Here is a 17,848-nt window from a genome sequence, read left to right on the forward strand (position 1 = left end):
GTAAAAGGCCCGCCAGGCACTTCTACCTGTGTATCGTCGATAACGATTGGAAACCCGCAGCGTTGCGCTGCGGGTTTGAGCGTGCGAAGCGATATCGGCTGAGTTCTATCGTTGCGATGTGACAGGCTCGATAAAACGCCGTGCATCTCACTGCGCTTGTTTATTTCTCACTCCAGGCGATTGCCTTGTTGAACGCCTCATAGGTTTCCGACTCGATAAACTCCGCAGTCGGAACGATCTTGAGTGATTTGAGCAGGTCCTCGACATCGTCTTCCTGCCCGACTTGAACGAAGAACTGCTGGATACTGCTCATCTCGCTGTTGGTCAGGCTGCCCAGGAAGTTCTTTCCCTGGTAGTTCTCGGCTACATAAAAGCTGTAGTTGTTGTTGCCGACCCTGGACTTGTATATCGACGTCAAGCCACCGGCGCCCAGGGTGATTTTACCGTCGCTTTCCTCTTTCATCTCTCGGGCGATAGTGTCGTGATCCGTTTCTCCCGCATTCTTGGTGCCGCCGAAAAACTGCGGCATGCCGCCATACACGAGATTGGCGCGTTTAATGGGGAAGTAGAGGTAGCCATTATCCTCGTCTTCGGAATACAGAAGAATTGCGTATGCTTTGTCGGTCATGATGCGCTCCTTGCGTGAGTTTGAACCTCAAACTTCCCTGGCACTGCGAGGGACTTGTCCTGATGCCCATGACCAGCACTTGATTGAAAGGCGCAAGCACGGTTGTGCTGTGGAGCATCCGTTACCCAGCGTAGGTGAGCGATGTAGCCGGTGCCGGTCTTTCGGATGAACAGCAGGCCAGGGTGAGGGAGCCGCCAAACGGACTCGTAGCGGAGTGCGGCAGGGCTATTGTTTAGAAAGCAATGGCTGAACATCGGCAGGAGAAGCGCTATGCATCCCACCCGAACTGCCCTTGTCCTTGCCGGTGGCGGCAGCCTTGGGGCTGTCCAGGTGGGGATGCTGCGGGCGCTGCTGGAAAAGCATGTGGTGTTCGACCTGGTGGTCGGCGCGTCGGTCGGTGCCCTCAACGGCGCCTACTTTGCCGCCAGGCCCAATGCCCGCGGGGTCGCCGAACTGGCCGATTTCTGGCGCGGCTTGCGCAAGGCCGACGTGTTTCCGTTTTCCTTGATTGATGCGCTGTCTTCCTTGCTCAGGCGTCGTGGCTGCCTGTTGCCCTCGTCGGCGCTGGCGAGCCTGGTGCGCCGGGCGCTGCCGGTGAGCCGCATCGAAGACACCGAACTGCCCCTGTATATCGTCACCACCAACCTGCTCACGGGGGCCGAGGAGCTGTTGTCCAGCGGCAGCGTCGAGCAGGCCCTGCTGGCCAGTGCCGCGATTCCGCTGGTGTTTCCGTGGGTGCAGATCGGCGACAAGCTGCTGGTCGACGGTGGTGTCGCCAGCAACACCCCGATCGCCGCGGCGGTGTCGCTGGGCGCGACCCGGGTCATCGTGGTGCCGACGGGATTCGGCTGCGCCTGCCCACGACCGCCGAGCGGCTTGATCGCCCTGGCTTTGCATACCCTGAATCTGATGAGCATGCGCCAGCTGGTGCGGGACATTGAGCTGTATTCGCCACAGGCGGCGATCCATGTGGTCGCGCCCTTGTGTCCGCTGGGCATTTCGGTGTTCGACTTCAGCCAGACCGAGCAACTGCTGCAACGGGCCCACCAGCAGACCCTGGCCTGGGTCGAAGAAGGCGGCCTGCTGCGCACCGGTGTGCCGGGGGCGTTGCAGGCGCATACGCACTCGGCGGGGTGAGGGTCAGTCCTCGAACCCCGCCTGCTCGTGAATCTCGTCGACCTTCAGTTCCAGGCGGTAGGCCACAGCGATGAACAGCGCCTGGCACAGGCACAAGGTGGCGCTCAGGGAGCGGAAGGCGAAGGAGCTGCCTTCGTTGACCAGCAGCACGGTGTTGGCGCGCTTGGCCAGGGGCGACAGGTTGCTGTCGGTGATGATCAGGGTCTTGGCCTGGTGGTGCTGGGCGATGCGCAGGCAGTGCTGGGTTTCCTTGGCATACGGGGTGAAGCTGATGGCGATCACCAGGTCGTTGGGGCGGATGCTGCGCATCTGTTCGCGGTAGCTGCCGCCCAGGCCCGACACCAGGTGAATGCGCTTGTTGGTGTGCTGCAGGTTGTACACCAGGTAGTCGGCCACGGCGAAGGAGCGGCGCACGCCGACCACGTAGATGTTGTCGGCGTTGACCACCAGGTCCACGGCCTTGTCGAAGGCCGCGTCGTCCAGCTCCAGGCCCAGGCGCTCGATGCCCGACAGGGTGGCGTTGATGCACTCGCGCGCCAGGTCGCCGCCGCTGGCCTTCTGCGACTTGTTGGCGATCATGCTGCGGATGCGCTGCTGGTAGTTCTGTACCGGGGTGGTCTTGTGGGTGTAGGCCTCGCGAAACAGCGCCTGCATTTCGCTGAAGCCGCTGAAGCCGAAGCGCTGGGAGAAGCGCACGATGGCCGAAGGGTGCACCTCGCATTCACCGGCGATGTCGCTGATGCGGTCGACCATGATCCGGTCGCTCTGCTGGCTCATGTAGCTGGCGATGCGCTTGAGCTGGCGAGGCAGGCTTTCGTATTCCTGGGTGATCAGCTGCAGCAGGCGCTCGGCATTGATCGGGGGGCTGGCGAGGTCGCTGTCTTGCGGGCTCTCGGTCGTGGCCGGCTGATCGGTGCGGGACATAGGCAATCCTTCTGTGCTTACTGGCTTGTACTTAATGGGAGCGGGCTGGTTGATCCACTCCCTGACAATAGGTGGGCTGTGCGCAGTCTACAGGGTCGGCGCGGGGAAAATCTTGAGCCGCGCGGCCACGGGGCGCTTGCTGAAACGATGCAGGCTGCCTGGAGCGGCCTTGGAAAAGTTTATTGGAAAAAATATTCCACGTAAAAATTTTATAGAAAAAATATTGATTGGTGCCGGTGAACGTTTTAGTCTGCATCCACCAACAGCGTTCGGCGCCTTCCTCGGTGCCACGCGCAGGCTGATAAAAATAACAGGAGCCAGCATGGGCCAGACTCGTTTTGCCAGTGGGCGTCAATTGGATCTGATTTGCCTCGGACGCCTGGGCGTCGACCTTTACGCACAGCAGGTCGGGGCCCGGCTGGAAGATGTCACAAGCTTCGCCAAATACCTTGGCGGCTCGTCCGCCAACATCGCCTTCGGCACCGCGCGCCTGGGCTTGCGCTCGGCGATGCTGAGCCGGGTTGGCGACGATCACATGGGGCGTTTCCTGGTGGAGTCCCTGGCCCGCGAAGGCTGCGACGTCAGCGCGATCAAGGTCGACCCGCAGCGCCTAACCGCCCTGGTCTTGCTCGGGCTCAAGGACCGCGAGACCTTCCCCCTGGTGTTCTACCGCGAGAACTGCGCCGACATGGCCCTGCGCGCCGAGGACATCAATGAAGCCTTTATCGCCTCCAGCAAAGCCTTGCTGATCACCGGCACCCATTTCTCCACCGACGGCGTGTACCAGGCCAGCCTCCAGGCTCTGGAGTACGCCGAGCGGCACGACGTCAAGCGCGTGCTCGACATCGACTACCGCCCGGTGCTCTGGGGCCTGGCGGGCAAGGCCGATGGCGAGACCCGGTTTGTCGCCGACCAGAACGTCAGCGCCCATGTGCAGAAGATCCTGCCGCGCTTCGACCTGATCGTCGGCACCGAAGAGGAATTCCTCATCGCCGGTGGCAGCGACGACTTGCTCGGCGCCTTGCGCACCGTGCGTTCGCTGACCGCCGCGACCCTGGTGGTCAAGCTTGGCCCCCAGGGCTGCACGGTGATCCACGGGGCGATCCCGGCGCGCCTGGAAGACGGCGCGATCTACCCCGGGGTGCGGGTCGAAGTGCTCAATGTGCTGGGGGCGGGCGATGCCTTTATGTCCGGCTTCCTCAGTGGCTGGCTGGAGGACGCCAGCGACGAGCGCTGCTGCCAGCTGGCCAATGCCTGCGGCGGCCTGGTGGTGTCGCGCCATGCCTGCGCGCCGGCGATGCCGACCCGCGCCGAGCTGGATTACCTGTTCAACAGCCCGGTGCCCATCACCCGGCCGGACCAGGACAGCACCCTGCAGCGCCTGCATCAGGTCAGCGTGCCGCGCAAGGCCTGGAAGCAGCTGTTCATCTTCGCCTTCGACCATCGCGGGCAGTTGGTGGAACTGGCGCAGAAGGGCGGGCGCGAGCTCAGGGCCATCGGCCAGCTCAAGCAGCTGTTTATCCAGGCCGTGGAGCGGGTCGAGGCCGACTTGCGCGCGCAGGGCGTCGAAGCCGATGTCGGCCTGCTGGCCGACCAGCGTTTCGGCCAGGATTCGCTGAACGCCGCCACCGGCCGAGGCTGGTGGGTGGCGCGGCCGGTGGAAGTCCAGGGCTCGCGGCCGCTGGCTTTCGAACACGGGCGCTCGATCGGTAGCAACCTGATCGCCTGGCCCCAGGAGCAGATCATCAAGTGCCTGGTGCAATACCACCCGGACGACGAGCCGCTGCTGCGCCTGGAGCAGGAAGCGCAGATCAAAGGCCTGTACCAGGCGTCCCAGGTCAGCGGCCATGAGCTGCTGCTGGAAATCATTCCGCCCAAGGACCATCCCTCGACTCACCCGGACGTGCTCTACCGCGCCCTCAAGCGCCTGTACAACCTGGGCATTTTCCCGGCCTGGTGGAAGATCGAGGCGCAGAGCGCCGAGCAGTGGCAGCGGCTCGACGAGCTGATCGAGGAGCGCGACCCCTATTGCCGTGGCGTGGTGCTGCTGGGCCTCAACGCCCCGGCGGCGACCCTGGCCGAAGGTTTCCGCCAGGCCGGCAACAGCCGCACCTGCCGCGGCTTCGCCGTGGGCCGGACGATTTTCCATGAACCGAGCCGGGCCTGGCTGGCCAGCGAGATCGACGACGAAACCCTGATCCGCCGGGTGCAGGCGACCTTCGTCGAGCTGATCGACGCCTGGCGCACGGCCCGACCCCAAACGCAAACCTGGCACAAATCCCTGTAGCCGCTGCCGAGCGTAGCGAGGCTGCGATCGAGCGCGTAGCGCTCGCAAAACCTGACAACGCGTAGTGTCAGGTACAACGCTTGCGGTGGCTGCGCCACCGATCGCAGCCTCGCAGGCTCGGCAGCGGCTACAGCGGCTACGGGTGGAATTTTTCAGAACTGCTTTAGAAAACAATAAAAGGTGCAGCCATGCCCGCAATCCGAATTGGCATCAACCCGATTTCCTGGAGCAACGACGACCTGCCGTCCCTCGGCGGCGAAACGCCGTTGAGCACCGCGCTGAGCGAGGGCAAGGAGATCGGCTACGAAGGTTTCGAGCTCAACGGCAAGTTCCCCAAGGATGCCAAGGGCGTCGGCGATGTACTGCGACCTTATGATCTGGCGCTGGTCTCGGGCTGGTATTCCAGCCGCCTGGCCCGACGCTCGGTGGCCGAGGAAATCGACGCCATCGCCAGCCATGTGCAGTTGCTGGCGCAGAACGGCGCCACCGTGCTGGTCTACGGCGAGGTCGCCGATTCGATCCAGGGCCAGCGCATTCCCTTGGTGGAGCGTCCGCGTTTTCACAGCCAGCAGGCCTGGCGGGAATACGCCGACAAGCTCACTGAGCTTGCGCGTTTCACCCTGTCCCAGGGCGTGCGCCTGGCGTACCACCACCATATGGGCGCCTACGTCGAATCGCCGGCGGACATCGACCAGTTGATGAGCCTGACCGGCAGCGAAGTCGGCCTGCTGTTCGACTCGGGCCACTGCTACATGGGCGGCGGCGAGCCGCTGGGCGTGCTGCGCAAGCACATCGGGCGCATCTGCCACGTGCACTTCAAGGATGTGCGCAAACCGGTGGTGCAGCTGGCGCGCAACCACCTGTGGAGTTTCCCCGACTGCATCATCAACGGCACCTTCACCGTGCCGGGGGATGGCGACATCGATTTCGCCACGCTGCTGGACGAGCTGCTGGCCGCCGATTACCAGGGCTGGCTGGTGGTGGAGGCCGAGCAGGACCCGGCGGTGGCACCCAGTTATGTCTACGCGAAGAAGGGTTATGACACCTTGCGCGCGCTGCTTAATGAGAGGACGGGACAATGAGCCTGCTGGTAAAAAGCGCGGCCAAGGGCCGGACCATGGTCCAGTTGGCCGAGGGCCGGTTGCAGTACGTCGGGTTCGCCGCCTACCGCCTGAGCCTCGGCGAAAGCCTACCGGTCAATGCCGGCGACCGGGAGTTGTGCCTGGTACTGCTCAGCGGGCGTATCGGCATCCAGGGCGAGGCGCCGGGGCAGGGCGCGTTCGGCTGGGACAACCTCGGCGACCGGCAATCGGTGTTCGAGGACAAGTCGCCCTTCGCCGTCTACCTGCCGCCCGGCAGCCAAGCCCAGGTCACGGCCCTGAGCGATGTGCAGATCGCCGTCTGCGCCGCGCCCGGCGCTACTGCAAAAAGCTCCGCCACCAACGGCCTCGGCCCCCGGCTGATCCTTCCCGAGAGCATGAAGCGCAGCGTGCGCGGCAAGGGCGCCAACACCCGGTATGTCTGCGACATCCTGCCGGACAGCGAGCCGGCCCATTCGCTGCTGGTGGTGGAGGTGCGCACGCCGTCCGGGCATTCCTCCAGCTACCCGCCGCACAAGCACGACACCGACGACCTGCCGCACCAGAGCTTTCTCGAAGAGACCTATTACCACCAGGTCAACCCGCCCCAGGGCTTCGTGTTCCAGCGGGTCTACACCGACGATCGCAGCCTCGACGAGGCCATGGCCGTGGAGCACGGCGACCTGGTGGTGGTGCCCAAGGGTTACCACCCGGTCAGCGTGCCCTATGGCTACGAGTCCTATTACCTGAACGTCATGGCCGGGCCCAAGCGGGTCTGGCAGTTCCATAACGATCCGCGGCACAGCTGGCTGCTGGATCTGTGATTTCCAGCCTCTGAATTCCAACATTCGAACGGAGAACAAGAACAATGAGTGACGCCCCGGTAATCGGCCATTACATCGACGGTCAGGTGCAGGACAGCGGCGAGCGCTTCGCCAACGTGTTCAACCCGGCCACCGGCCGCGTGCAGGCCCAGGTCGCCCTGGCCAGCCAGAAGACCGTGGACGAGGCCGTCGCTTCGGCGCTGAAGGCCTTCCCGGCCTGGTCCGAGCAGTCGGCGCTGCGCCGTTCGCGGGTGATGTTCAAGTTCAAGGAACTGCTGGACCAACACCACAACGAGCTGGCCGAGATCATCACCCGCGAGCACGGCAAGGTGCTGTCCGACGCCCATGGCGAAGTGACCCGCGGCATCGAGATCGTCGAGTTCGCCTGTGGCGCGCCGAGCCTGCTGAAAACCGACTTCAGCGACAACATCGGCGGCGGCATCGACAACTGGAACCTGCGCCAGCCCCTGGGCGTGTGCGCCGGGGTCACCCCGTTCAATTTCCCGGTGATGGTGCCGCTGTGGATGATCCCGCTGGCCCTGGTCAGCGGTAACTGCTTCATCCTCAAGCCGTCCGAGCGCGACCCGTCCGCCAGCCTGCTGATGGCCCGCCTGCTGACGCAAGCCGGGCTGCCCGATGGTGTGTTCAACGTGGTCCAGGGCGACAAGGCGGCGGTGGACGGGCTGTTGCAGCACCCGGACATCGAGGCGATTTCCTTTGTCGGTTCGACGCCGATCGCCGAGTACATCCACCGCCAGGCCACCTCCCGCGGCAAGCGCGTGCAGGCCCTGGGCGGGGCGAAGAACCATATGATCGTGATGCCCGATGCTGACCTCGACCAGGCCGCCGATGCGCTGATCGGCGCGGCCTACGGCTCGGCCGGCGAGCGCTGCATGGCGATTTCCATCGCCGTGGCGGTGGGCGAGGTGGGCGACCGGCTGATCGAGAAACTACGGCCGCGCATCGACCAGCTGAAGATCGGCAACGGCATGCAGGGCGACAGCGACATGGGGCCGCTGGTGACTGCCGAACACAAGGCCAAGGTCGAAGGTTTCATCGACCAGGGCGTGGCCCAGGGCGCGCACCTGCTGGTGGACGGCCGCGGCTTCAAGGTGCCGGGGGCGGAGCAGGGCTTTTTTGTCGGCGCCACCCTGTTCGACGGCGTGACCACGGAGATGAGCATCTACCAGGAGGAAATCTTCGGCCCGGTGCTGGGCATCGTCCGGGTGGCGGATTTCGCCAGCGCGGTGGCGCTGATCAACGCCCATGAGTTCGGCAACGGCGTGTCCTGCTTCACCCGCGACGGCGGCGTGGCCCGGGCCTTCGCCCGCAGCATCAAGGTCGGCATGGTCGGCATCAACGTACCGATTCCGGTGCCCATGGCCTGGCACTCCTTCGGTGGCTGGAAGCGCTCGCTGTTCGGTGATCACCACGCCTATGGCGAGGAAGGCCTGCGCTTCTACAGCCGCTACAAGAGCGTGATGCAGCGCTGGCCGGACAGCATCGCCAAGGGCCCCGAGTTCAGCATGCCGACCGCCAAGTAAACCCCTTCACCCGTTGCTCTGGAGAACAAGAATAATGAGCCAGCCCCTGCGTTTCGCTCTGAATCGTATGGTTGCCCCACGTTTGAGCCTGCCGGCGTTCATCGAGCTGGCGGTGACCCTGAAAGCCGATGCCATCGAGATCCGCAATGACCTTGCGGGCGTGGAGATCGAAGACGGCACGCCGCCGCAACAGGTGCGCCAGTTGTGCGCGGCCCACGGCATCCAGGTGTTGTCGATCAATGCGCTGTACCCCTTCGATGTCTGGAACGCCGAGCGTCGCGCCCAGGCCCTGAAGCTTGCCGCCTATGCCCGCGACTGCGGCGCCCGCGGCCTGGTGATGTGCCCGCTGAACGACCGCGCCGATGCGCGCAGCGAAGCCGAGCGCAGCGCCGGTTTGCGCACCGCCTTGACGGAGTTGGCGCCGATCCTGCGCGAGCATGGGATTCTCGGTTTTATCGAGCCCCTGGGTTTCGAGGAATGTTCTCTGCGGCGCAAGCGCACGGCGGTGGAGGCGATCCGCGCCATCGGCGGGCTGGATGTGTTCCGCCTGGTGCACGACACCTTTCACCATCACCTGGCCGGCGAGCAGGAGTTCTTCCCCGAGCTGACCGGGCTGGTGCATATCTCCGGGGTCGAGGACCGCGAGGCGCCCCTGGCGAGCATCCGTGACGGCCACCGGGTGTTGGTGGGCGAGGGCGACATCCTCGGCAACGCGGCGCAGATCGAGGCCCTGCTCGAGCGTGGCTACAGCGGCCACCTGTCGTTCGAACCGTTCGCCGACAGCGTGCATGGGCTGGCGGATATCCAGCGGGCGATCGGCGCGAGCATCGACCACCTCAAGCAGGCCCTGGCATAACACCGTTCCCTGTAGCCGCTGCCGAAGGCTGCGATAAGGCCGCAGGCCTTCAGCGATCTTGAGGCCTTGCGCGCCCTTCGGTCGCGATCGCAGCCTGCGGCAGCGGCTACAGAGCAGCAACCTTCACCCTATTCAAAGGTGCAGATATGACTACGACACGACTGACCATGGCCCAGGCCCTGGTGAAATTCCTCGACAACCAGTACGTCGAGATCGATGGGGTGCAGAGCAAGTTCGTCGCCGGGATCTTCACCATCTTCGGCCACGGTAACGTGCTCGGCCTGGGCCAGGCCCTGGAGCAGGACAGCGGCGAGCTGCTGGTGCATCAGGGCCGCAACGAGCAGGGCATGGCCCACGCCGCCATCGGTTTCGCCAAGCAACACCTGCGGCGCAAGATCTACGCCTGCACCTCGTCGGTGGGCCCGGGGGCGGCGAACATGCTGACCGCCGCGGCGACCGCGACCGCCAACCGCATTCCCTTGTTACTGCTGCCCGGCGATGTCTACGCCAGCCGCCAGCCCGACCCGGTGCTGCAACAGATCGAGCAGTTCCACGACCTGAGCATCAGCACCAACGATGCCTTCAAGGCGGTGAGCAAATACTGGGACCGCATCAACCGCCCCGAGCAGTTGATGACCGCGGCGATCCACGCCATGCGCGTGCTCACCGACCCGGCGGAAACCGGCGCGGTGACCCTGGCCTTGCCCCAGGATGTGCAGGCCGAGGCCTACGATTACCCGGATTACTTCCTGCAAAAACGCGTGCACCGCATCGAGCGCCGGCCGGCCACCGCGGCCATGCTCGAGGATGCCGTGGCGGCCTTTGCCGGCAAGCGCAAGCCGCTGATCGTTTGTGGCGGCGGGGTCAAGTACTCCGGGGCCAACGAGGCGCTGCTGGCCTTCGCCGAAAGCTTCGGCATTCCCTTCGCCGAAACCCAGGCCGGCAAGAGCGCGGTGGTCTCCAGCCACCCGCTGAATGTCGGCGGCATCGGCGAGACCGGTTGTCTGGCGGCCAACCTGCTGGCGAAAGAGGCGGACCTGATCATCGGCATCGGCACCCGCTACAGCGATTTCACCACTGCCTCGAAGTCGCTGTTCCGCGCCGATGCGCAGTTTCTCAACCTCAATATCAGCCCCTGCGATGCGCTGAAGCTCGACGGCGTGCAGCTGCTGGCGGATGCCCGGGAAGGCCTGAACCGGTTGGCCGAAGCCCTGGCGCGCAGCGACTACCAGGCCGCCTGGGGCGAACAGATCGGCCAGGCGCGGGCGCAGCTGGACGCGGAGGTGGACCGGGTCTATCAGGTCGAATACCACGCCGATGGCTTTGTCCCGGAGATTAACGACCATATGGACCCGGCGGTGCTGCGCGAATTTATCGAGCTGACCGGTTCCTGCCTGACCCAGAGCCAGGTGCTGGGGGTGCTCAACCAGACCCTGGGCGACGACGCGGTGATAGTCGCCGCCGCAGGCAGCCTGCCTGGCGACCTGCAACGCAGCTGGCGCAGCAAGGGGGTCAACACCTATCACGTCGAGTACGGCTATTCCTGCATGGGCTACGAGGTCAACGCGGCCCTGGGGGTCAAGCTCGCCGAGCCCCAGCGCGAGGTCTATGCCCTGGTGGGCGACGGCTCCTACCTGATGCTGCATTCGGAGCTGGCCACCTCGATCCAGGAGCGGCGCAAGATCAACGTGGTGCTGCTGGACAACATGACCTTCGGCTGCATCAACAACCTGCAGATGGAACACGGCATGGACAGCTTCGGCACCGAGTTCCGTTTCCGCAACCCCGAGACCGGCAAGCTCGACGGCGGCTTCGTGCCGGTGGACTTCGCCATGAGCGCGGCGGCCTATGGCTGCAAGACCTACAAGGTCAAGACCGTGGCAGAGCTGCGGGCGGCCCTGGCCGATGCGCGGACCCAGAGCGTGTCGACCCTGATCGATATCAAGGTCCTGCCCAAGACCATGATCCACAAGTACCTGTCCTGGTGGCGGGTCGGGGTGGCGCAGGTGTCCACCAGTGCCCGTACCGACGCGGTGGCCAAACAACTCAACGAACGCCTGGCCAAGGCCCGGCAGTACTGATTGCTCTCAAACGAACAACAACAGGAGTAGCACCATGTCTTTGAAACTGGGCGTCATCGGTACCGGGGCCATCGGCCAGGACCATATCCGTCGTTGCAGCCAGACCCTGCTGGGCAGCCAGGTGGTGGCGGTCACCGACATCAATCTTGCGCAGGCGGCGAAGGTGGTGGCCGAGCTGAAGATCGCCGCCGAGGTGTATCCCGACGGCCATGCGTTGATCAAGGCGCCGGAAGTCGAGGCGGTGCTGGTCACCTCCTGGGGGCCGAGCCATGAAGAGTTCGTCCTGGCCGCCATCGCCGCCGGCAAGCCGGTGTTCTGCGAGAAACCGCTGGCGGTGACCGCCGCCGGCTGCCGCAAGATCGTCGAGGCCGAGATGGCCCACGGCAAGCGCCTGGTCCAGGTCGGCTTTATGCGCCCCTACGATGCCGGCTACCGTGCGCTGAAGGCGGTGATCGACAGCGGCCGGATTGGCGAACCGCTGATGCTGCACTGCGCCCACCGCAACCCGCGGGTCGGCGAGAACTACAAGACCGACATGGCGATCACCGACACCCTGATTCATGAACTGGACGTGCTGCGCTGGCTGCTGGCCGACGACTATGTGTCGGTGCAGGTGGTGTTCCCGCGCAAGTCGAGCAAGGCGTTGGCGCACCTGCGCGACCCGCAAGTGGTGCTGCTGGAAACCGCCAAGGGCACGCGCATTGACGTCGAGGTGTTCGTCAACTGCCAGTACGGCTACGACATCCAGTGCGAAGTGGTGGGCGAAACCGGCATTGCCAGGTTGCCGGAGCCGTCCCAGGTGCAATTGCGCAGCGAGGCCAAGCTGTCCAACACGATCCTGATGGACTGGAAGGACCGCTTTATCGCCGCCTATGACGTCGAGCTGCAGGCCTTTATCGACGGCGTGCGGGCCGGGCAGGTCGGAGGGCCTTCGGCCTGGGACGGCTATGCCGCGGCGGTGGCCGCCGATGCCTGCATCGAGGCGCAGAACAGCGGGCAGATCGTCAAGGTCGAGCAACCGCCGCGCCCGGCGTTCTATGGCTGAACCCTCTTCTGCATCTTCTGTAGGAGCGAAGCTTGCTCGCGATGAGCCTGAGAGCGCCGCGTTTATCCAGAAAGTACGCGGCATCGTTAACCTCCATCGCGGGCAATCGAGCGTCGACCGGCCGCTCCTACAGGTTGCACAACAACCCTGTAGCCGCTGCCGAAGGCTGCGATCGCGACCGAAGGGCGCGCAAGGCCTCAAGATCGCTGAAGGCCTTCGGCCTTATCGCAGCCTGCGGCAGCGGCTACAGGTCACCACTTCAGATTCGGGGAGAACATAAAAATGCGTATCGCACTGGACCCCTACATGTACCGCCACCTGCCGCTGGGCCAGATGACCGACAAGGCCGCCGAACTGGGTTATCAGTACATCGAGCTGTCGCCGCGCGAGGATTTCCTGCCGTTCTACAAGGCGCCACGGGTCGACCGGGCGCGGATCAAGACGTTTCGCAAGGCCCTCAGCGACAGCGGGGTGCAGCTCTCTTCGCTGTTGCCGATGTACCACTGGGCCGCCGCCGACGAAGGCTTGCGCGTGGCGGCGGTGCGCAACTGGAAGCGGGCGATCCAGATCGCCGTGGAAATGGACTGCGAGCTGGTCAACAGCGAATTCACCGGCCAGTCGGACAACCCGCTGGTGTGCGAGAACCAGTTCATGCGTTCCATGGACGAGTTGATCCCGGAGTTCGAGCGCGAGGGCATCAAGCTGGATATCCAGGCCCACCCCTATGATTTCTGCGAGCGCAACAACGAGTCGGTGGACATCATCCGCGGTTTCGACCGGGACTGGATCAACTACCTGTACGCGGCGCCGCACACCTTTTTCTACGACGACGGCAAGGGCGACATCGCCTCGATGCTCAAGTACGCGGGCAGCAAGCTCAGCCACCTGATCATCGCCGACACCTACAACCACAAGGCGTCTTCGAGCCTGCGCTATATCGTCAACCCGCCGGGCGTCACCGCCACCGTGCACCAACACCTGGACATCGGCCAGGGCGAGGTGGACTGGACGGCGTTCTTCGATACCCTGCGCGAGATCCAGTTCGACGGCATCGCCACGGTCTCGGTGTTCGCCTGGGAAGACCGCCCGGACGAGTCCAACCGGATGATGCTGGAGCGGGTCAGCAGCGAGCTGTGCCGCTGACACAAACGCAGCCCTGTAGCCGCTGGCGCAGCCTGCGATCGACCACGCAGTGGTCGCAATTACGGCGCATGCGGTCTTTCAGTTCGATTCGCGCCGGCCAGTTTTGCGAGGACGTTGTCCTCGATCGCAGGCTGCGCCAGCGGCTACAGGGCTAGATCGAGTTCTATATAAGGAGGGCTTTGCGATGCGCATTGGTTTGGTGGGTTACGGCCATGGTGGCCGACATTTTCACGCGCCGCTGATTGCCAGCCTGCCCGGCGCGACCTTCGTCGGCGTGGTCACCCTGTCGGCCGAGCGCCGGCAGCTGCTGGCGGCGGAGCACCCCGGGGTGCGGGCCTTCGACAGCATCGAGCAACTGGTCGCGGCCGGGATCGACGGGCTGGTGATTTCCACCCCGCTGGAGGGCCGTGCGGCGCTGGTGCTGGAAGCCATCGAGCGCGGTGTCCCGGTGGTCAGCGACAAACCCTTCGCCAGCGACCTCGAACAGGCCAAGGCGCTGATCGAGGCCGCGCAAACCCGTCGGGTGCCGCTGAGTGTGTACATGAACCGGCGCTGGGACTCGGACTTCCTCACCCTGCGCAAGCTGATCGCCAGCGGTGCCCTGGGCAGCGTCAGCCGCTTCGAGTCGCGGGTCGAGCGTTATGTGCCGCAGGCCGTGGGCAATACCAGCGGCGGTGGGTTTCTGCGCGACCTCGGCAGCCATCTGGTGGACCAGGCCTTGCAACTGTTCGGCCCGGTGACCCGGGTCTACGCCGAATTGCAGTACACCCCCCAGGCGCCGACCTGCGACCACGGGTTTTTCCTCGCCCTGAGCCACGCCAATGGCGTGGTTTCACACGTGTCCGGTAGTTGTCTGCAGAATTGCCAGGGGCCACGGTTCCGGGTCAGCGGTTCGGCCGGCAGTTATACGGTCGAGGGCCTGGACGGCCAGGAGCAGGCGCTGGTCGCCGGCCTGTCGCCGCAGACCGAGGGCGAGCGCTGGGGCGTCGAGGAACACCGGCGCTGGGGCTGGTTCGAGCAGGGCGAGATCCGTGAGCGGGTGGCTTCCGAGCGGGGCGACTGGTTGCAGTTCTATAAACAGTGGCAGGCGGCGCTGCAAGGGCAGGGGCCGCTGCCGGTGACCGCGGCCGAGGCCCTGGCCACCACCCGCGTGCTGGACGCCGCGCGCCTGAGCTGGCGCCAGCGCCAGGTGGTGGAAATGGCCGATTTCCGGTTGCAGAATGAATTTGGAATAAAATTCTAAAATGAGTTGATATAGAAATTATTTTCTAATAAAGTCATTTCCAGGTTGCCGACTAGCAGGGTTTCGCCAGCGCCACAGGCCGATTTCAGATCCGCCTTGAACCGAGTGAAACCCGCCAACAAAAACAAAACAGGTACCGTCGATGAAAACCTTCAGTTCCGTTGTGCACCTGCTTCGCCGCGCATTGCCGCGCCGCCATCCATTGTCCAGTCGGACACCCCGCCAAACACCCCGGCATGCCTTTGTCGTCCAGTCCCTGGTCCGCCTGCTTTGCGTCGAACGCAAGGGCGCGCTGGTGTGCTGCATGCCCGGCGCGCCGATCGTGCGTCTGCCTCACTGAGTGGTTTCTGCGCCTTATCCATAAAACCTACAAGAATGTGGAGAAAGACCTTTCATGAAGACCAAGACCCGTTTCGCCACGCTTGCCCTGTCCCTGCTGCTGGGCAGCGGCACGGCGTTCGCCGACCTGAAGATCGGCGTGAGCATGTCGCAGTTCGACGACACCTGGCTGACCTACCTGCGTGAATCCATGGACCACAAAGCCAAGTCGCTGCCGGACGGCGTCACGCTGCAGTTCGAGGACGCCCGGGCCGATGTGGTCAAGCAACTGAGCCAGGTGGAAAGCTTTATCAGCCAGAAGGTCGACGCCATCGTGGTCAACCCGGTGGACACCGCGGCGACCCGCAAGATCACCGAAGCGGCGGTCAAGGCCGGGATTCCGCTGGTCTACGTCAACCGCCGGCCGGACGACCTGAACCTGCCCAAGGGCGTGGTCACCGTGGCCTCCAACGACCTGGAAGCCGGGCAGATGCAGATGCAGTACCTGGCCGACAAGATGGGCGGCAAGGGCGAGGTGGTGATCCTGCTGGGCGACCTGGCGAACAACTCCACCACCAACCGCACCAAGGGCGTCAAGGACGTGCTGGCCAAGTACCCGGGGATCAAGGTCGAGCAGGAACAGACCGGGATCTGGCTGCGGGACAAGGCCATGACCCTGGTCAACGACTGGCTGACCCAGGGCCGCCAGTTCGATGCGGTGGTGGCCAACAACGATGAAATGGCCATCGGCGCCGCCATGGCGCTGAAACAGGCCGGGGTGGAGAAGGGCAGTGTGCTGATCGCCGGGGTCGACGGTACGCCCGATGGCCTGCGCGCGGTGCAGAAGGGCGACCTGGCGGTCTCGGTGTTCCAGGATGCCAAGGGCCAGGCCGACGGCTCGATCGACACTGCGGTGAAGATGGCCAAGCACGAGCCGGTGGAGCAGGCGGTGTGGGTGCCGTATCGCCTGATCACCCCGGAAAACGTCGCCCAGTTCAAATAAGCCCGGTTCAAACAGCCCGTCCGTTCCATCAACAACCATAAGCCGGCGGGGTGGCCCAGCTGCCCTGCGGATGGAGTACCTGATCATGTTCGCTTCAGCGACTGCTTCGAGCATCCCGACGGCGGCTATGCAGCCCGCCGCTCAGTCTGCCCAGTCTGTGTCCGAGCAGCAGCCTTACCTGCTGGAAGTCATCAACGTCAGCAAGGGTTTCCCCGGGGTTGTCGCCCTGTCCGATGTGCAGCTGCGGGTGCGCCCCGGCACGGTGCTGGCGCTGATGGGGGAGAACGGCGCGGGCAAGTCGACCCTGATGAAAATCATCGCCGGGATCTACCAGCCGGACGCCGGCGAGCTGCGCCTCAAGGGCCAGCGGGTGAATTTCGAGACGCCGCTGGCGGCCTTGCAGGCGGGGATCGCGATGATCCACCAGGAGCTCAACCTGATGCCGCACATGAGCATCGCCGAGAACATCTGGATCGGCCGCGAGCAGCTCAACGGCCTGCACATGGTCGATCACCGCGAGATGCACCGCTGCACCGCGCTGTTGCTGGAACGCCTGCGCATCAACCTCGACCCCGAGGAGCAGGTGGGCAACCTGAGCATCGCCGAGCGGCAGATGGTGGAGATCGCCAAGGCGGTGTCCTACGACTCCGACATCCTGATCATGGACGAGCCGACCTCGGCCATTACCGAGAAAGAGGTGGCGCACCTGTTCTCGATCATCGCCGACCTCAAGGCCCAGGGTAAGGGCATCATCTATATCACCCACAAGATGAACGAAGTGTTCGCCATCGCCGATGAAGTGGCGGTGTTCCGCGACGGCGCCTACATCGGCCTGCAACGGGCCGACAGCATGGACGGCGACAGCCTGATCTCGATGATGGTCGGCCGCGAACTGAGCCAGCTGTTCCCGGTGCGCGAGAAACCCATAGGCAATCTGCTGATGTCGGTGCGCGACCTGCGCCTGGACGGGGTGTTCGAGGGTGTCTCCTTCGACCTGCACGCCGGGGAGATCCTTGGCATCGCCGGGCTGATGGGCTCGGGGCGCACCAACGTGGCCGAGACGATTTTCGGCATCACCCCCAGCGACGGCGGCGAGATCCGCCTCGACGGCCAGCCGGTGCGCATCAGCGATCCGCACATGGCCATCGAGAAGGGGTTTGCCCTGTTGACCGAAGACCGCAAGCTCAGCGGCCTGTTTCCCTGCCTGTCGGTCCTGGAAAACATGGAGATGGCGGTGCTGCCGCACTATGCCGGCAACGGTTTCATCCAGCAGAAAGCCCTGCGCGCCCTGTGCGAGGACATGTGCAAGAAGCTGCGGGTCAAGACCCCGTCCCTGGAGCAGTGCATCGACACCCTGTCCGGCGGCAACCAGCAGAAGGCCTTGCTCGCGCGCTGGCTGATGACCAACCCGCGGGTGCTGATCCTCGACGAACCGACCCGCGGCATCGACGTCGGCGCCAAGGCCGAGATCTACCGGCTGATCGCCTACCTCGCCGGCGAAGGCATGGCGGTGATCATGATTTCCTCGGAGCTGCCGGAAGTGCTGGGCATGAGCGACCGGGTGATGGTCATGCACGAGGGCGAACTGATGGGCACCCTCGACCGCGGCGAAGCGACCCAGGAGAAGGTCATGCAACTGGCTTCCGGGATGTCCCTGGTCCACTAGCCGGTAAACGTATCACGGCCGCCGGCGAGGTGTGTTCGCCGCCGGCCATACAAGAAGAAGGTGAAGGCTT

The 17,848-nt window shown here is 64.5% G+C and carries 16 protein-coding genes; 13 read left to right on the forward strand and 3 right to left on the reverse strand.

The window, feature by feature from the left end:
- Positions 1–160: 160 nt before the first annotated feature.
- The gene (locus AC07VU_RS20620) at positions 161–628 is read right to left on the reverse strand and encodes an NUDIX hydrolase (RefSeq protein ID WP_274306473.1); all 468 of its coding nucleotides are present in this window, start codon (positions 626–628) and stop codon (positions 161–163) included.
- A gap of 270 nt (positions 629–898) precedes the next feature.
- Between AC07VU_RS20620 and AC07VU_RS20625 the strand changes: the two genes are divergently transcribed.
- A complete protein-coding gene (locus tag AC07VU_RS20625) occupies positions 899–1,765 on the forward strand; it encodes a patatin-like phospholipase family protein (RefSeq protein ID WP_495030365.1) in 867 nt (288 codons plus the stop codon).
- A gap of 3 nt (positions 1,766–1,768) precedes the next feature.
- Here the strand turns inward: AC07VU_RS20625 and AC07VU_RS20630 are convergent, their stop codons facing one another.
- Complete coding sequence (locus AC07VU_RS20630) at positions 1,769–2,689, reverse strand: MurR/RpiR family transcriptional regulator (protein WP_007930727.1); 921 nt, start codon at positions 2,687–2,689, stop codon at positions 1,769–1,771.
- An 87-nt stretch (positions 2,690–2,776) separates the two neighbouring features.
- Positions 2,777–3,013, reverse strand: coding sequence for a hypothetical protein (locus tag AC07VU_RS20635; RefSeq protein WP_495030366.1), 237 nt, complete (start codon positions 3,011–3,013; stop codon positions 2,777–2,779).
- On the opposite strand from AC07VU_RS20635, the gene AC07VU_RS20640 reads away from it, so the two are divergent.
- The 12 genes from AC07VU_RS20640 to AC07VU_RS20695 all read left to right on the forward strand — a co-directional run bounded on the left by AC07VU_RS20640 (position 3,012) and on the right by AC07VU_RS20695 (position 17,778).
- Positions 3,012–4,976 carry a bifunctional 5-dehydro-2-deoxygluconokinase/5-dehydro-2-deoxyphosphogluconate aldolase gene (locus AC07VU_RS20640; protein ID WP_495030367.1) on the forward strand — a complete coding sequence of 655 codons (1,965 nt, stop codon included), beginning with the start codon at positions 3,012–3,014 and terminating at the stop codon, positions 4,974–4,976. The two genes, AC07VU_RS20635 and AC07VU_RS20640, sit on opposite strands and share 2 nt — an antisense overlap.
- Positions 4,977–5,164: 188 nt before the next feature.
- On the forward strand, positions 5,165–6,058 hold the full coding sequence (gene iolE, locus AC07VU_RS20645) for a myo-inosose-2 dehydratase (RefSeq protein WP_495030368.1): 894 nt from the start codon (positions 5,165–5,167) through the stop codon (positions 6,056–6,058).
- Positions 6,055–6,879, forward strand: coding sequence for a 5-deoxy-glucuronate isomerase (gene iolB / locus AC07VU_RS20650; RefSeq protein WP_092418353.1), 825 nt, complete (start codon positions 6,055–6,057; stop codon positions 6,877–6,879). The genes iolE and iolB overlap by 4 nt, the downstream gene beginning before the upstream one ends.
- Before the next feature lie 44 nt (positions 6,880–6,923).
- Complete coding sequence (locus AC07VU_RS20655; RefSeq protein WP_495030369.1) at positions 6,924–8,423, forward strand: CoA-acylating methylmalonate-semialdehyde dehydrogenase; 1,500 nt, start codon at positions 6,924–6,926, stop codon at positions 8,421–8,423.
- 34 nt (positions 8,424–8,457) lie between these two features.
- A complete protein-coding gene (locus tag AC07VU_RS20660) occupies positions 8,458–9,279 on the forward strand; it encodes a TIM barrel protein (RefSeq protein WP_495030370.1) in 822 nt (273 codons plus the stop codon).
- A gap of 146 nt (positions 9,280–9,425) precedes the next feature.
- Positions 9,426–11,360 carry a 3D-(3,5/4)-trihydroxycyclohexane-1,2-dione acylhydrolase (decyclizing) gene (gene iolD, locus AC07VU_RS20665; protein WP_277588508.1) on the forward strand — a complete coding sequence of 645 codons (1,935 nt, stop codon included), beginning with the start codon at positions 9,426–9,428 and terminating at the stop codon, positions 11,358–11,360.
- Between the two features lie 34 nt (positions 11,361–11,394).
- On the forward strand, positions 11,395–12,405 hold the full coding sequence (gene iolG / locus AC07VU_RS20670) for a bifunctional inositol 2-dehydrogenase/D-chiro-inositol 1-dehydrogenase (protein WP_007931018.1): 1,011 nt from the start codon (positions 11,395–11,397) through the stop codon (positions 12,403–12,405).
- Positions 12,406–12,687: 282 nt separating this feature from the next.
- Positions 12,688–13,548, forward strand: coding sequence for a sugar phosphate isomerase/epimerase family protein (locus tag AC07VU_RS20675; RefSeq protein WP_495030371.1), 861 nt, complete (start codon positions 12,688–12,690; stop codon positions 13,546–13,548).
- Between the two features lie 184 nt (positions 13,549–13,732).
- Positions 13,733–14,791, forward strand: a complete 1,059-nt coding sequence (locus tag AC07VU_RS20680; RefSeq protein WP_457276176.1) for a Gfo/Idh/MocA family protein — start codon at positions 13,733–13,735, stop codon at positions 14,789–14,791.
- A gap of 142 nt (positions 14,792–14,933) precedes the next feature.
- Positions 14,934–15,131, forward strand: a complete 198-nt coding sequence (locus AC07VU_RS20685) for a hypothetical protein (RefSeq protein ID WP_009043385.1) — start codon at positions 14,934–14,936, stop codon at positions 15,129–15,131.
- Positions 15,132–15,185: 54 nt separating this feature from the next.
- Positions 15,186–16,112: a sugar ABC transporter substrate-binding protein gene (locus AC07VU_RS20690; RefSeq protein WP_274306482.1), complete on the forward strand. Its 927-nt coding sequence runs from the start codon at positions 15,186–15,188 to the stop codon at positions 16,110–16,112.
- An 85-nt stretch (positions 16,113–16,197) separates the two neighbouring features.
- Positions 16,198–17,778, forward strand: coding sequence for a sugar ABC transporter ATP-binding protein (locus tag AC07VU_RS20695; RefSeq protein ID WP_277588513.1), 1,581 nt, complete (start codon positions 16,198–16,200; stop codon positions 17,776–17,778).
- Positions 17,779–17,848: the final 70 nt, after the last annotated feature.

The sequence above is a fragment of the Pseudomonas sp. GW821-FHT02B10 genome (assembly GCF_059421865.1).

Bases quoted from the DNA above. Each gene is read 5' to 3' on its own strand.
- AC07VU_RS20655 (WP_495030369.1), top strand. From the start codon at position 6,924: ATGAGTGACGCCCCGGTAATCGGCCATTACATCGACGGTCAGGTGCAG.
- AC07VU_RS20640 (WP_495030367.1), top strand. From the start codon at position 3,012: ATGGGCCAGACTCGTTTTGCCAGTGGGCGTCAATTGGATCTGATTTGC.
- iolE (WP_495030368.1), top strand. From the start codon at position 5,165: ATGCCCGCAATCCGAATTGGCATCAACCCGATTTCCTGGAGCAACGAC.
- AC07VU_RS20625 (WP_495030365.1), top strand. From the start codon at position 899: ATGCATCCCACCCGAACTGCCCTTGTCCTTGCCGGTGGCGGCAGCCTT.
- AC07VU_RS20690 (WP_274306482.1), top strand. From the start codon at position 15,186: ATGAAGACCAAGACCCGTTTCGCCACGCTTGCCCTGTCCCTGCTGCTG.
- AC07VU_RS20675 (WP_495030371.1), top strand. From the start codon at position 12,688: ATGCGTATCGCACTGGACCCCTACATGTACCGCCACCTGCCGCTGGGC.
- iolB (WP_092418353.1), top strand. From the start codon at position 6,055: ATGAGCCTGCTGGTAAAAAGCGCGGCCAAGGGCCGGACCATGGTCCAG.
- iolD (WP_277588508.1), top strand. From the start codon at position 9,426: ATGACTACGACACGACTGACCATGGCCCAGGCCCTGGTGAAATTCCTC.
- iolG (WP_007931018.1), top strand. From the start codon at position 11,395: ATGTCTTTGAAACTGGGCGTCATCGGTACCGGGGCCATCGGCCAGGAC.
- AC07VU_RS20630 (WP_007930727.1), bottom strand. From the start codon at position 2,689: ATGTCCCGCACCGATCAGCCGGCCACGACCGAGAGCCCGCAAGACAGC.
- AC07VU_RS20635 (WP_495030366.1), bottom strand. From the start codon at position 3,013: ATGCTGGCTCCTGTTATTTTTATCAGCCTGCGCGTGGCACCGAGGAAG.
- AC07VU_RS20660 (WP_495030370.1), top strand. From the start codon at position 8,458: ATGAGCCAGCCCCTGCGTTTCGCTCTGAATCGTATGGTTGCCCCACGT.
- AC07VU_RS20695 (WP_277588513.1), top strand. From the start codon at position 16,198: ATGTTCGCTTCAGCGACTGCTTCGAGCATCCCGACGGCGGCTATGCAG.
- AC07VU_RS20680 (WP_457276176.1), top strand. From the start codon at position 13,733: ATGCGCATTGGTTTGGTGGGTTACGGCCATGGTGGCCGACATTTTCAC.
- AC07VU_RS20620 (WP_274306473.1), bottom strand. From the start codon at position 628: ATGACCGACAAAGCATACGCAATTCTTCTGTATTCCGAAGACGAGGAT.
- AC07VU_RS20685 (WP_009043385.1), top strand. From the start codon at position 14,934: ATGAAAACCTTCAGTTCCGTTGTGCACCTGCTTCGCCGCGCATTGCCG.